General features: G+C 48.5%; 12 protein-coding genes and 1 riboswitch. Of the genes, 11 read left to right on the forward strand and 1 reads right to left on the reverse strand.

What is annotated here, in order from left to right:
* Positions 1 to 61 precede the first annotated feature (61 nt).
* The 7 genes from BLV66_RS08440 (at position 62) to BLV66_RS08470 (ending at position 9547) form a co-directional block, all read left to right on the forward strand.
* Positions 62 to 700, forward strand: coding sequence for an NAD(P)-dependent oxidoreductase (locus BLV66_RS08440; protein WP_086985674.1), 639 nt, complete (start codon positions 62 to 64; stop codon positions 698 to 700).
* A gap of 46 nt (positions 701 to 746) precedes the next feature.
* The gene (locus BLV66_RS08445; protein ID WP_086985675.1) at positions 747 to 1502 is read left to right on the forward strand and encodes a class I SAM-dependent methyltransferase; all 756 of its coding nucleotides are present in this window, start codon (positions 747 to 749) and stop codon (positions 1500 to 1502) included.
* A 256-nt stretch (positions 1503 to 1758) separates the two neighbouring features.
* The gene (kdpA, locus tag BLV66_RS08450) at positions 1759 to 3444 is read left to right on the forward strand and encodes a potassium-transporting ATPase subunit KdpA (protein WP_086985676.1); all 1686 of its coding nucleotides are present in this window, start codon (positions 1759 to 1761) and stop codon (positions 3442 to 3444) included.
* Between the two features lie 20 nt (positions 3445 to 3464).
* Positions 3465 to 5522: a potassium-transporting ATPase subunit KdpB gene (gene kdpB, locus BLV66_RS08455; protein WP_086985677.1), complete on the forward strand. Its 2058-nt coding sequence runs from the start codon at positions 3465 to 3467 to the stop codon at positions 5520 to 5522.
* A gap of 9 nt (positions 5523 to 5531) precedes the next feature.
* Positions 5532 to 6089: a potassium-transporting ATPase subunit C gene (locus tag BLV66_RS08460; RefSeq protein ID WP_086985678.1), complete on the forward strand. Its 558-nt coding sequence runs from the start codon at positions 5532 to 5534 to the stop codon at positions 6087 to 6089.
* Positions 6090 to 6114: 25 nt separating this feature from the next.
* The gene (locus BLV66_RS08465; protein WP_218131828.1) at positions 6115 to 8850 is read left to right on the forward strand and encodes a DUF4118 domain-containing protein; all 2736 of its coding nucleotides are present in this window, start codon (positions 6115 to 6117) and stop codon (positions 8848 to 8850) included.
* The gene (locus BLV66_RS08470; protein WP_086985679.1) at positions 8840 to 9547 is read left to right on the forward strand and encodes a response regulator transcription factor; all 708 of its coding nucleotides are present in this window, start codon (positions 8840 to 8842) and stop codon (positions 9545 to 9547) included. The genes BLV66_RS08465 and BLV66_RS08470 overlap by 11 nt, the downstream gene beginning before the upstream one ends.
* A gap of 48 nt (positions 9548 to 9595) precedes the next feature.
* On the opposite strand, the gene BLV66_RS08475 is transcribed toward BLV66_RS08470, so the two are convergent.
* Positions 9596 to 10798: a cation:proton antiporter domain-containing protein gene (locus BLV66_RS08475; protein ID WP_245826675.1), complete on the reverse strand. Its 1203-nt coding sequence runs from the start codon at positions 10796 to 10798 to the stop codon at positions 9596 to 9598.
* 44 nt (positions 10799 to 10842) lie between these two features.
* Positions 10843 to 10918: riboswitch (Fluoride riboswitch) on the reverse strand.
* 253 nt (positions 10919 to 11171) lie between these two features.
* On the opposite strand from BLV66_RS08475, the gene BLV66_RS08480 reads away from it, so the two are divergent.
* The 4 genes from BLV66_RS08480 (at position 11172) to BLV66_RS08495 (ending at position 14850) form a co-directional block, all read left to right on the forward strand.
* Complete coding sequence (locus BLV66_RS08480; RefSeq protein WP_086985681.1) at positions 11172 to 11945, forward strand: hypothetical protein; 774 nt, start codon at positions 11172 to 11174, stop codon at positions 11943 to 11945.
* Positions 11942 to 12406, forward strand: coding sequence for a hypothetical protein (locus BLV66_RS08485; protein ID WP_086985682.1), 465 nt, complete (start codon positions 11942 to 11944; stop codon positions 12404 to 12406). Before BLV66_RS08480 ends, BLV66_RS08485 begins: the two co-directional genes overlap by 4 nt.
* 103 nt (positions 12407 to 12509) lie before the next feature.
* On the forward strand, positions 12510 to 13175 hold the full coding sequence (locus BLV66_RS08490) for an SIMPL domain-containing protein (protein WP_086985683.1): 666 nt from the start codon (positions 12510 to 12512) through the stop codon (positions 13173 to 13175).
* 223 nt (positions 13176 to 13398) lie between these two features.
* A complete protein-coding gene (locus tag BLV66_RS08495) occupies positions 13399 to 14850 on the forward strand; it encodes a UDP-N-acetylmuramoyl-L-alanyl-D-glutamate--2,6-diaminopimelate ligase (protein ID WP_086985684.1) in 1452 nt (483 codons plus the stop codon).
* Positions 14851 to 14923: the final 73 nt, after the last annotated feature.

Genomic DNA, 14923 nt, shown 5'->3' on the forward strand with positions numbered 1-14923 from the left:
CCCCGGAATCCTAAAATGAAGGAGACAGCAGGACGTTTATAACCAGAATGGAGGGGTTTCAGTGAAGATCGGAATCATCGGAGCGACAGGCAGACAGGGCAGGTTGATATTGGAAGAAGCGCATGCCCGGGGACATGAGGTGACCGCCATCATCCGGAATTCCGCCAAGCTTGCGGACAAACAAGTAACCATCATCGAGCGGGACATTTTCGATGTGCAGGTGGAGGATCTGAAAGGATTCGATGTGATTGTAGATGCATTCAATGCGCCTGCGGGAATGGAAGAGGAGCATGTGACCTCGTTGCAGTCCTTGATCGATGAACTGGAGCATCTTCCGGAAACGCGTTTGATCGTTGTAGGCGGAGCCGGCAGCCTTTACGCGGATCCCGGAAAAACGATCAGGGTGATGGAAACGGCCAATTTTCCGGAGGCTTTCAAACCGACTGCCACGAACATGGCCAAGGCTCTCAGCATACTGAAGGAAAGCAAAGCCAATTGGACTTATCTTTCGCCATCCGCTTATTTCGACCCCAACGGCAACCGGACCGGAAAATACGCGGAAGGTGCAGAAACGCTGCTGCTGAACAGCGAGGGTGAAAGTTACATCAGTTACGCGGATTATGCGATCGCGCTGGTGGACGAGATCGAAAGACAACGACATCTGAGACAACGCTACACAGTCGTCGGCGAAAGGCAGTAGGTCCTTACGCTGACAGGTACGACAACGCAGATCAGGAGGGGAATTCATGGAAACATTGGATTTGATCATCGATTTTCATAAAAGCAACCCGCGCCAAGGTCCCGGCAGCCAACAGAGCACCATCAAAGCGCTGCAGTTTCTGCCGCAATTGACCCCGCAAACGCAACTGCTGGATGTAGGCTGCGGAACCGGCGCGCAGACGATGGTGCTGAGCGAACAGACGCCAGCTCATATCACAGCGGTCGACAGCAGCAAAGAATTTTTGAGTATACTCAAACACAAAGTTCTGGAACATGGCATTACAAATCGGTTGACGGTTAAGGAAATGGATATGGAACGGCTTGCCTTCGCTCCCGAATCTTTGGACGTCATCTGGGCGGAAGGCGCCATCTACAACATCGGCTTTTCCAGAGGCATCCGGGAATGGCGTCCTTTGCTGAAAAAAGACGGGTTTTTGGTCGTTTCCGAAATTTCCTGGCTGACACCGGAACGTCCTCAAATCGTAGACAAATATTGGACCGAAGTTTACCCGGAAATGGGGACGATTGCTGAGAAGACTGCTCAAATCGAGGAGGCCGGTTATATTCCGGTGGCGCATTTCATCCTGCCCGAATCGGACTGGACGAGCCATTACTATCATTACTATGAAACCAATGAAGCGGCATTCCTGGAAAGGCACGGCGACAGTGAGGACGCAAAAGCATTGGTGGAGGAGAACCGCCAGGAAATGAAACATTTCGAAAAATATAGTGCCTACTACAACTATGTTTTCTATATTTTGCAGAAACGGGAAACAAAATAGTAAGATCAGAAACGGATTCCTTCGAAAGAGGGAATCTTTTTTTTACTGAAACCGTCATCTATATGCAATCTTAACACCGCCGTCCATTTCCTTAGCACTTTCTTAACACGCTTTGGCAGTATGATTGACATAGTAAAGAACTAAAGAATTGAAAGTTGGGAGTGGGAATAGTGGGTATTGTGTCCATCTTTGCCTGTTTATTGGGATTGAGCTTATTGTTGTATTTATTTTATGTCTTGTTTAGGGGTGAAGATCTATGAGTTTCGTAGTTGTGCAATATGTCGTTTTCTTTGTACTGTTAGTGCTGCTTGCATCGGTTATCGGAAATGGGATTTATAAAGTGATGGCAGGAAAGAAAGTGATGTTGACGAGAATTCTTGCACCGATAGAACAGGCTGTATACCGGCTCATCGGAGTCGATGAAGAAGAACAGATGGATGCGAAGTCCTATGCCCTTGCAGTCGTCCAATTTTCGCTCGCTGGGTTTGCAGGTTTATGGATGCTCTTGATGTTCCAAGGCTTCCTGCCATTGAATCCGGAAGGGAAAGCCGGGATGTCCTGGGACTTGGCATTGAACACCGCCGCCAGCTTCATCACCAATACGAACTGGCAAGCCTACGCCGGTGAAGTGAGCTTGTCCTATCTGTCGCAGATGTTGGGATTAACGGTACAGAACTTTCTTTCTGCAGCTGTTGGACTTGCTGTTCTTTTTGCAGTGATTCGCGGCTTGATCTTAAAGGAAAGCAAAGTAATCGGTAATTTCTGGAAGGATTTAACGCGGGTCGTCCTATACATCCTGCTGCCATTGGCTACTGTCTTGGCCGTTTTACTCGCATCTCAGGGCGTCATCCAGACTTTTCAAGGCGCACAACAAGCAAACGCGTTGGAGTCCGGAAAGCTGTTCTCTATTTCCTTAGGGCCGGTAGCGAGCCAAGCAGCCATTAAGGTTCTGGGGACAAATGGGGGAGGTTTCTTCGGAACGAATGCAGCCTATCCTTTGGAAAATCCGACCGCCTTATCGAATGTACTGCAGACGCTTTCCATCTTGCTGATCCCGGTATCTTTGCTCTTCACTTTCGGAAAAGCCGTGAAGGACAGATTGCATGCACGTGCCCTTTTCATCACGATGGCGGCACTATTCGTGGGTCTGCTGGCCTTGGTAACCTACAGTGAATGGTCGTTGGGACCCATATTTGAAGGCGTGCAGCTTAGCGGAAACATGGAAGGGAAAGAAGTGATCCATGGAATTGGCGGATCGGCGCTGTGGACAGCAGCAACTACGGCGACTTCCACGGGAGCGACCAATTCCAGCTTGTCCAGCTATACCGCATTGGGAAGCCTAGCACCCTTGTTCTTGATGCAGTTAGGCGAAATCGTCTTCGGTGGTATCGGCTCAGGCATCTATGGGATGCTGGCATTCGTGTTGCTGACCGTATTCATAGCGGGATTGATGGTCGGACGGACGCCAGAATATCTAGGCAAGAAAGTAGACCCATTCGATATGAAGATGGCGAGCGTTATCATCTTGACGCCTTCGCTGTTGAGTTTGATCGGCACAGCTGTCGCCATTATGCTGCCGATGATCACGAAGTGGCTCCATACTTCTGGTGCGCACGGCTTTACAGAAGCGCTCTATAATTACACCTCACTCGCCAACAATAACGGGAGCAGCTTTGCTGGCTTCGAGTCGGATACGCTATTCACCAATTTGGCTGGGGCAGGCATTATGGTAATTGCGCGATTCGTGCCGATGATTGCAGCCATCTATTTAGCCGGTAATTTCGCCGGGAAAAAACAGGTCGCTGTAACCGAAGGAACACTTTCCACAAGTGATGGCCTGTTCACGGCTTTCCTGTTGGGTGTCATCCTCATCATTGGGGCGCTGAGCTACTTGCCGGCATTGACGCTGGGTCCGATTGCAGATTTTTTTGCCACACGATAACGATGAGGAGAAATTAAAAAATGGAAAATAATGCCATATCAAAAGATATATTACTGGATGCGGTCAAACAGTCATTCAAGAAGCTGTCACCGAAAATACAAGTGCGTAATCCGGTCATGTTGGTTGTGTATTTGGGTGCCATCTTCACGACCATCCTGTTTTTCCTGTCGCTGACCGGAACAAAGGATGAGTCTTCAGGTTACACGTTCATCATCACACTGATACTGTGGTTCACTGTGCTCTTCGGTAATTTTGCGGAGGCAATTGCGGAAGGCCGCGGCCGCGCCCAAGCTGATACCTTACGAAGTGCCCGCTCCGATGTACAAGCGAAAAGGTTGTTGACGAAGGAAGATCATGACACGTTTGAGTGGGTCATCTCGAGCAGCTTGAAGAGGGGCGATTTAGTCTTTGTGGAAGCCAACGGTCAAATACCGATGGACGGAGATGTTGTTGATGGGGCTGCATCTGTTGATGAGAGCGCCATTACTGGCGAGTCAGCGCCGGTCATCCGTGAATCCGGCGGCGACAGAAGCGCCGTGACAGGCGGGACAACCGTCTTGTCCGACTGGCTAGTCATTACAGTGACTGCGGAGGCCGGAGAAAGTTTCCTGGATAAGATGATTGCAATGGTTGAAGGCTCTTCGCGAAAGAAGACTCCGAACGAGGTTGCTCTGCAGATCATTCTGGTCACGCTGACAATCATCTTCTTGGTCGTGAGCGGCACGCTCTTTCCGTTCACCGCCTTTTCAGCACAAGTGACTGGTCAAGGGAATGCCATTACGATCACGAACATTATCGCCTTACTTGTCTGTTTGGCTCCGACGACAATCGGTGCGCTGCTGTCATCAATCGGTATCGCCGGGATGAGCCGTTTGAATCAAGCGAATGTATTGGCAATGAGTGGCCGTGCCATAGAAGCGGCCGGGGATGTCGACGTCTTGCTGCTGGACAAGACAGGAACCATCACCTTGGGTAATCGTCAAGCTGCTGAATTCTATCCGGTTGCCGGCGTCAGCATAGAGGACTTGGCGGATGCTGCGCAGCTGTCGTCACTGGCGGATGAAACAGCAGAAGGCAGATCCATCGTCGTTTTGGCGAAAGAAAAGTTCAATATTCGCGGCCGCAATATGGGCGCGCTGCAGGCAGAATTCATCGAATTCACCGCGAAGACGAGGATGAGCGGAATAGATTATCAAGGGAATGAAATACGCAAGGGGGCAGCCGATACCGTCAAGACGTATGTGCTTGACCACGGCGAACCCTTTCCCGAAGAGTGTGATGCAATCGTCAGGGAAGTCGCCACAAAAGGCGGAACACCGCTTGTAGTAGCGAAGAACTATAAAGTTATGGGCGTCATCTATTTGAAGGACATCGTGAAAAACGGCGTGAAGGAGCAATTTCACAATTTACGCAGTATGGGCATTAAGACAATCATGATCACCGGTGACAACCCGATGACTGCTGCTGCGATTGCAGCCGAAGCAGGGGTGGATGATTTCTTGGCGGAAGCGACACCTGAAGACAAGATGAACCTGATCCGCGAATATCAGCGGGAAGGCCATCTGGTGGCTATGACGGGTGACGGCACCAATGATGCTCCTGCATTAGCGCAAGCCGATGTGGCCGTGGCGATGAATTCCGGGACGCAGGCAGCCAAAGAAGCCGGAAACATGATCGATTTGGATTCAAGCCCGACGAAGTTGATTGAAATTGTCCGTATAGGGAAACAATTGCTGATGACACGCGGCGCTTTATTCACTTTCAGCATCGCAAATGACGTTGCAAAATACTTCGCCATCATCCCGGTGCTGTTCCTAAGCATCTACCCGGAGTTGGGCGTGCTGAACTTCATGAACATCACAAGCACAAACAGCGCTATCCTGTCGGCGATTATCTACAATGCACTGATCATCATTTTCTTGATCCCGTTGTCGTTAAAAGGGGTACCTTATAAAGAGATACCTGCCGGAAAACTGCTGAAGCGCAATATTTTGATTTATGGATTAGGCGGTTTGGTGGCACCGTTCATCGCGATCAAACTGATCGATTTCGTCATAACGTTATTCGGATTAGTATAGGAGGAAATCATGAAGAAATTTAGTACAAGCATCCGAGTGCTGGCTGTCTTCACCGTCATCTGCGGGATAATGTATCCAGCCGCTATAACGGGGATCTCACAGTTGCTCTTTCAAGACAAAGCAAATGGTAGTATGATAACCATAGAAACACAGGAGGGTTCAGAAGCACTTGTGGGTTCCAGCTTGCTGGGACAAGTATTTACGGAACCGCAATATCTGATCGGACGTCCTCAGACCGTCAGCAACGCAGCCCCTTCAAGCGGGGATCAGGCGGCAGCAGTCGCGGAAAGGATCGACTTTTGGGAAGCATTGGCTCCTTTGAATGAAGCAGATATCCCAATGGAACTGGTGACGGCATCGGCAAGCGGTGTCGATCCGCATATCTCACCGGAGGCAGCCGCTTACCAAGTGGAGCGTATAGCTGCGGAACGTGGAATGGATTCTGAACGTGTACAAGCCATAATCGATGAAAAGACGTCTGGACGCGCCTTCTTTGTTTTCGGCGAACCTGCAGTGAATGTACTGGAAGTGAACTTAGCACTGGATGAAGCATCCGCCGCGGAATAAGAGGCAATAACATAGGAAAGTGAGGATGGCAATGAGAAGACAGGAGGATGTGCGCCCTGACCCGGAGCAGCTATTAAAAATGATCAAGCAAACGGAAGAACGGGATAGCCAAAAATTCGGCAAACTGAAGATATTTTTTGGCTATGCGGCTGGAGTAGGGAAGACCTATGCGATGCTTGAAGAAGCCCATGATCAACTGGCTGCAGGTGTGGATATCGTCGTCGGATACGTCGAACCGCACACCCGTCCTGAGACGAATCTCCTTTTGCCTGGGTTGCCGGTCATTGCGCCTCAGCAAATCAACTACAAGAACATCAAATTGCAGGAGTTTGACTTGGATGCTGCGTTGAAACGGAACCCGGAGTTGATTCTGGTCGACGAATTGGCGCATACGAATGCAATCGGAGTCCGGAACAAAAAAAGATATCAGGATGTCGAAGAACTTCTACGGGCGGGAATTGACGTTTATACGACAGTGAATGTGCAACATATCGAGAGTTTGAAGGATGTTGTGGCTCAAATAACCAATGTGATCGTAAATGAAACAATACCTGATTATATTTTTGAACGGGCCGACAGCATCGAGCTGATTGATATTGATTCCGAAGAACTTATCCAACGGTTAAAAGAAGGTAAAATCTATCGGGAAGACAAGGTGAAACTGGCCCAACAGAATTTTTTTACGAAAGAAAATCTGCGCCTGCTGCGTGAAATAGCCATGCGCAAGTTGGCTGACCGGATCAGCGCAGAGCAGCAGGCGACTGCCGGTTCTTTGGATAAGCAAGTGAACGAAAACATTTTGGCATGCGTCACCGCATCGCCTTTTTCTGCTCAAAATATCCGTTGGGCTGCAAGGACTGCGGAGGCTTTTCATTGCAAATGGACAGCCGTCCATGTTGCGACCGGAGACGAGAGCAGGCTGTCTCCACAACAGCGGGATGACTTAGAGGAAAATATGAAGCTGGCGGACAAGTTGGGTGCCAGAACATTGATCTTGCATGGGAACGATGTTGCTGAAACATTAGCGGAATTTGCTAATATGTCTGGAATCACAAATATCGTTATCGGAAAAAGCAAAAAGAAAAAAGGTATCCGCAGTTTATGGGAACATGATTTTGAAGACAGACTCATTTCCTTGTTGGACAAAAGCGAGATCCATATCCTTTCCAACAACGACCCAGATGCTTCCCAAGTGACGACGCTCCGCAGCTTTTCATTCAAGCGGTGGTTGAGTTGGTGGACAATGTCCAGCACCCAGACGAGCAAGATGATGGGTATTTTATTTGTGACAACCGTGATTTCTTATCTGTTGAAATCCTGGGGAGTGGAACAGCATAATTTGGCAATGGTTTATCTGCTTGCGGTCATCTTGATTTCGCGGGTAACGGATGGCTATGCTTATGGAATTGTTGCTTCCGTGGTCAGTGTGCTCTTGTTCGATGTCCTTTTTGTAGATCCAATTTTCCATTTCAAAACCGATGATCCATCGTATTTGGTCACCTTTTTTATATTATTGATTATCGCTTTGATCACATCAAGTCTCATCACGAGTTCACGGATCCAAGCTAGACTGATAGTGGAGCGGGAGCAGCGCCTGCAGGTCTTGTATGATATTAACAGGCAGTTATTAAAAACACGCGGCCTCGACAGCATCGTTACTATTACGAATGATTATATTAGCCGTTCGTTCAATCGCCCAGTTGTTTTTTATGCCATCGATGAAAAGGGAGGAATCCCGAAGACCTCAGTCAGCAGCTCAAATAGAGCAGAGGCGGACTACCTGCTCACCCGGGACGAGGAAGCGGTCGCCAATTGGGTATTTTTGAACAATAAAATTGCCGGATCAGGTACGGATACGCTGAGCGGAGCGGATGGTTTTTACATGCCGATTGCATCTGAAAGGAACGTGTTGGGCGTAGTCGGAATCGGCTGCAGAGAAGGTATTGTTAACCAAGAAAGCCGTTCGACACTCCAGATGATATCTTCGCTGATAGCATTAGCTTTTGAACGCCAACAACTGTCCGATAAACAAAGGGAAACGATTGTGGAAAATGAAAGGGAAAAGATGAGGAGTAATTTGCTCCGCTCTATTTCCCACGATTTGCGGACACCCTTGACAGGGATTTTAGGGGCGAGTTCCGCCATGCTGGAAAACGAAAAAAGTTTCGATAAAGAAACGCAGCATAAGTTGCTGACTTCGATCCAGAGCGAGGCGCAGTGGCTAATTCGACTTGTGGAAAACCTTCTGTCAGTTACCCGTATTCAAGAAGGTTCCGTGTCCGTAAATAAAACAGATGAGATCGCTGAGGAGGTCATTTCCGATGCGCTCAGCCGAATCAAAAAGAGGTTTCCGAAACGCAAGTTCAGAGTCAGTATTCCCGAAAAGGCGCTGTTTGTACCTATGGATGCCACGTTGATCATGCAGGTACTGATCAATCTGATGGAGAACGCCATTACGCATTCCCCGGATGATTCTGTCATTGATCTCTATCTGCATGAAAAGAAAGATGAGGCAATCTTTGCCGTAGTCGATTATGGAGAGGGGATTTCAGATGAACAATTTCCTTTCCTGTTTGAAGCGAATTCGGTTGCTAACCAAAAAAGTTCAGATTCATCCAGAGGTATGGGAATTGGCCTGTCCATCTGCATGACGATTGTTCAGGCGCATGGCGGGAAAATGAAGGGAGTAAACCGTCTCGAAGGCGGTGCTGTCTTCGAATTCACACTCCCATTGACAGAAGGAGAAAATCATGCAAAATAAACTCACGATACTTTTGATTGAGGATGAGCAGCACATTACCGACTTTTTGACCGCTATCCTGCTTTCGAATGACTATACCGTTCTGAAAGCGGCGAGCGGCAAGGAAGGGATGGCGTTGATGACCTCCTACAATCCAGATTTGATTCTGTTGGATTTGGGCTTGCCTGATATAGATGGGATGGAGGTCCTGAAAAAAATCCGTACTTTCTCCGCTGTGCCTGTCATGGTCGTATCCGCGCGCGGCAATGAACGGGAAAAAGTGGAGGCGTTGGATTGCGGTGCGGATGACTATGTCACCAAACCATTCAGCACTTCGGAATTGTTGGCGCGCATTCGTACTGCCTTGCGGCATAGTCTGCACCAAGTGAATACTTCGGCATTGCCAGTGGGCAGCTTCAGTGTCGGAGAATTGACGATCGATTATGAAAAGAGGAAAGTGGCCGTAAGGAAGAAAGAGGTCCATTTGACTCCCAACGAATACAAAATAGTTGTCCTGTTGTCGCAGTATGCCGGAAGGGTACTGACCCATGACTTCATCACGAAGGCAGTCTGGGGCCCGTATATGGATGAGAACCGGACATTACGGGTTAATATGGCCAATATCCGCCGGAAAATAGAAAAAAACCAAGCAGAACCCGAATATATCCTGACTGAAATTGGAGTCGGTTACCGTATGGTCGAAGAATTGGATAAATAGGAAAAGATACGCCCTCAAGCGCTTATGCAGTTGAGGGCGTATCTTTTCTTAGTTTCTTGGTGCGGCATCCTTCGTCAATAAGGTCTTGTAAGTGCGGTCGATGAAGGTGGCTCCGATCGGCGCAGTTAAAATGATCGCCAAGACGGCTACGCTCAAAATGATGCTGCCCGCTTCGACCCCGGCAGCCAAAGGAATCGATCCGATGGCTGCTTGGACAGTGGCTTTCGGCGTATACGCCATCGCTGAAAAAATGCGTTCTTTCGTATTCAGGTTGGTTCCTGAAACAGCCAGGAAGACCGCAACTATTCGGAAAATCAAAGCTCCGAAAATCAAGGCAACAGCCGCGAAGCCGGCGCCACCCAAGGCTGATATGTCAACAGCCGATCCTACCAGCACGAACAGGAAAATTTCGGCTGCGGACCAGATTTTTGAGAATTTATCATTCAGACGTTTGCCTAATTCCGGGCGTCTTTTCAATAAAGTGGCTCCGACAGCCATGACGCCGAGCAGCCCAGAAAAGGGAATGAATTTTGCCAAGGAATCCTCAGCCGTCACCAACAAGAAACAAGCGCTCAGCACCAGCATCACTTTCATCGTATCGCGGATGTGGAATGTCCTGAAGAGAAAAACCAGACCCAAACCGACCAGTAGACCGCCAAGCAGACCCAAGGCAATCGAAACCGGAACGGAAAGCAGCGTAATCGCCTGGAACCCTCTGCCGGTGTACATGCCCATGAATGAGGTGAATAGGACGATGACATAAACGTCATCGACGGATGCACCGGCCAGAATCATCTGCGGAATCCCTTTAGCTTTGCCGTAGCCACTCTCAATCAGCATAATCATGCGCGGAACAACGACAGCCGGGGATACAGCCCCAAGAACCGCCCCGAGGATGGCAGCCTCCAGTAAAGTGATGCCCAACAATTTCGGTGCCAACAGGATGACTGCCAGGATTTCGAAGGTCGCCGGCAAAAAGGTCATCAGGACAGCAGGGCGGCCGATCTTCTTGAGATCGCCCAAGTCCATCGTCAAGCCAGCGCGTACCAGAATGACGATCAATGCGATTTTTCGGATATCTGCGGAAATGGCCAGTAATTCCGGCGCCATCAGATCCATTCCGTAAGGACCCAACAGAATACCGGTCAAAATTAAGCCCAACAAGCCGGGAAGTTGGAACCGGGTAAAGAGCGAACTGAGAAGAAAACCGATTATGAGAATAAGCGCGATACTGTAAATCAAAAGCTGCACCTCCAAGTTATTGCCACTAAAAAAAGCTGACGACGGACTGCGCCTATTGCGCAGAAGTCATCAGCTTGTATAAGCGGTTTAAGCGATTTGCTTTGGGAGACATTCATTCCCTCGTTATAGATAGAATAATAGCATGTTTTCAGAAGTCAGACAAGGGGGAATGGGAATCGCATCAGTGATTGGGTGCTGTTTCCACAACATTTTTCCGATATCGGAGATATTGTCAAAATTGCGATAATTGCCTAAAAATGATAGGATAAAAGTAATCAAATTGCACGATCCAAGGCCGGATGCCACTAGTTGTGGGGCTATTCGATTTTTCGACCGGCCGTTCCGATAATGTTTTCCATCAGAAAAATGTGAGGTGGCATGCGTGGACCAAGTGAACAGAGAGAAGATTGTAAGCGAACTAAAAAGCATTCCAGGATTGAAAGGTATCGTGGGTTACGGAGGTGGAGACAATACAACGGAATCTGCTATTTTTCTGTACCATGTCGCTGGAGGACTGACCAATCAGGAGCTAGAATATGTTGTCCACCGGTTGGATGATATCGAGGGGTCCCAACATTACAGACTAAGGGAAGTCGATTCTGTTATGCACGCCATCTCTGATTGCCTCGATGGGAAGATTACGATCAAACACGAGAGCGGCCATCCTTTCGGCGTCGTGAACAGCAGCTACGCGGCAGAAATCCATTATGGCCGAATTCTCTGGGAAACACCAGACCATCCGATTAAGACGCTGAAGGAAAAGCTTGCAATGCAGGGATCCTATCCGGAAAAGCTGCGCCAAGCAACGATTGCTTATTTCATGAAGGAAGCAACACTTTCGCTCGAAAATGGCCATAGCCAAGCTATGCAGGGTGACATCCATTACGCCAGCGGCAGCTTCTTCCAGGCTTCCTGTTCCTGGGTTCAGGTCATCCATGCATTGAATCGGCAGTTCCTCTTGAGCGATAAGGGCGGCGTGAAGCGCGCGAACCAGTTGCCGATCAGTCCGAAACAATTCCGCGTCCGCGTGAACCAAGTTTACCGCTATTTCGCCGCAAATAATCCGACACTAGCCTATTGTGAAATCGATATGCTGGAAAGTGAAATGAGTATGCTAGTAAGATCTTTTACTGAAGATGTGGAGGGATTTTTGTGAAATTTTACGATGAGAAGCAAAAGAAGGTTCGTTACAAATTCGGCTTTTATAGTTTGTTGATCATGACGGCGTTGCTTCTTGCTTATATTTCTATGCCGGTTGAAAGAGTTGGCGGGATTTCTTACCAAAATGCAATTATGGTCATCATCATGACCACAGCTTTATTCTTTTTGGTGAACGTTGTCTATCGGAATGCCTTTTTTGACCAATATACGCGCCGACCTTTTTGGAGCAACGCTTTCTTTTTGGCGATGGCCGGGTTGCAGGTGCAGCAGGCTTATCAGCTATATCAGCTGGGCATGGATTTGCCTGTACCGATCAATACGGTAGAATTTTTGATACTGCACGGTCTGCAGGTAGCTTTGCACCTTTCGATCCCATTAACGTATGGTATGCGTACGTTAGTCGATTGGCTCTCAGTAAAGAAACAGAATGCGGAAGAAACCCGACAGTCGTCTTAACGACTGTTTTTTTGTGGTCAGCTCTTAATCTTTGTGCAACCGTTTACTTAGTGCTAGGCTTAAGGGAAATGAACCAGATCCATTCAAAAAGGGGATAACCAACATGGAAATTTCAAGCATGACTGTCAAGGGCAAAGGTTCCGCCAGCGCGCCACCAGATGCTATCGCCATTTCGCTGCAGTTGGAAGGTATCAAGGACACGTACGAATTAGCGATGCAGCATGCCGCCCTGGAGCTGGAGCAAGTCCGGGAAACGTTGTTGCCGCTTGGATTTTCTAAAAAGGAAATCCGGTCCACACACTTTTCAATCGACAGTGCGTATGAGCACAGGAACGATTTCCGCGGCGAAAACAAGCGCTACTTCCTAGGCTATCGCTACCGGAATGATCTTAAAATTATTTTTGAAAACGACAGCAAGCGCCTTGGCGAAATTTTGTGGGCTTTGTCGACTTGCGAAGCGAGTCCGGAATTTTCGGTCTACTTTTTCCTGCAGAATCGTCAGGCGGTAGAGCAAGCCTTACTAGAGGATGCCGTGCGTGACGCAAAGGGGAAGGCACAGATACTGGCTGCTGCGGGTGGTGTCATGCTTGGGAAAATTTTGTCGATCGATTATGACTGGGGAGAAATAGAAGTGCGCTCCCGCGTCTATGCGGCTTCAGCGAAGATGGCCTATGACAGCACTCCGATGATCGATCTCGAGCCGGAAGACATCAGCAACAGCGATACGGTGACGGTCGTCTGGGAAATACTGAATCCCAAAATGGCTTGATGGGCAATTCTTCCTTACTGGATAAGGTATTGTTTAAAGTCGAATATTTATCATAATATTTCCGTCCAACGCAAAAAAAATTCTGCAACATAACAGTACAGATAAGCGCCGTGATGTTATATCCTATACAAGGCAACGCGTAGTACTTACAAAAATTCACAAAAAATTCGTATTTGATAAGTATACTGAAGCCCGCTAGAAATCTCATTAAAGGAGCATATCCATGAAACTGAAAGAAATGCTGTCTGATTCTCAGCTGGGAGAGCAGCCGAAGTGGGATGGAGAACAAATAATCACCGGCATTACCGATAGTTCCAGGGACATCAAGGACGGAATGGTTTTTGTTGCCATCGCTGGCTTTGAAAAGGATGGACATGATTATATCCCGGATGCAATCGCACAGGGGGCCACTTTGATCGTCGGCGAACACGATTGCCCAGAGGCATTGCCGATTCCTTACCTAAAAGTCGCCAACAGTCGCCGAGTGTTGGGCCAATTGGCGGATAAATTCTATAATCATCCATCCGGCAGGAAACGCGTTATCGGCATTACTGGTACGAATGGTAAGACGACGACTGCTTTTTTCCTCAAGCATTTGTTGGAGCAGCAAGGCTTTACCGTTTCCATGATCGGTACCATCTACAATGAAATCAACGGGATCCAATATCCGACGCCCAACACGACACCGAATGCTGAAAAAGTGCATGAGTTGATTGCGGCGTCAAAGGATGACTTTGTCGTCATCGAAGTCTCTTCGCACGGGCTGACCCAATACCGTCTGGAGAGCGTCGCTTTCGACTACGCCCTGTTCATGAATCTGCAGCACGATCATTTAGATTACCACAAAACGATGGCGGCTTATTTCGAAGCCAAGGCACTGCTGTTCGACAAGCTGAAGCCGGATGGGAAAGCGGTCGTCAATACTGATAACGCTTGGGGGCTGAAACTGACGCAGCGTCTGGCCGCCAAGGGAACAGCTGTCATCACCGTGGGTCATCAGGAAGATGCTGCGCTGTCGATCAAAAAGATGACCAATCAGGAGGTCACCTTGGATATTTCGGATGAGACGTCGGCGTTGGATCCGCACATGCCAGGTGAGCACAATCTCTATGATATTGCGATGGCTAGTGCGGTGATCCAGGATCTCGGCTATCCTTTGGCGGATGTCACGGAACAGATGCGTTCTTTTGCGGGCGTGCCGGGCCGGTACGAAATCGTCCATCTGAAGGATCGAATCCACTGTATCATCGATTACGCGCATACGCCGGAAGCGGTCACTTCGATTCTGACGTCGATTCATAAGGACGGAGCGGAAAGAATCACGCACATCTTCGGCTTCCGCGGCAACAGGGATGCATCGAAGCGGGATGAAATGATTGCGGCTTCGACTGATCAGAGTACGCGTGTAATTTTAACTACCGACGATTTGAACAGTGTTCCTGAAGAAGCGATGAGGCAGGCATATGCTGATTATCAGCACCAATTTGCTGGGACGCATAAAATCGACATCATAATGGACAGGACATTGGCCATCCAAGCAGCAGTAAATGAGGCTCGGGTAGGCGATTGGATTCTTGTTACTGGCAAAGGCCATGAGAAATACAAGACGGACTACGCCTTACCGACTGCTTCCGACAAGGAAACGGTGCTGTACCTGAAAAATTCAGAAAAATAGAATGGTCATAAAACTGTGAAACACTGAGAAAGAGTGTTTCACAGCTTTTTTGGTTTGTTCGGGTGTTCGATTT

The sequence above is a fragment of the Trichococcus collinsii genome (genome assembly GCF_900107505.1).
Classification (GTDB): Bacteria; Bacillota; Bacilli; order Lactobacillales; family Aerococcaceae; genus Trichococcus; species Trichococcus collinsii.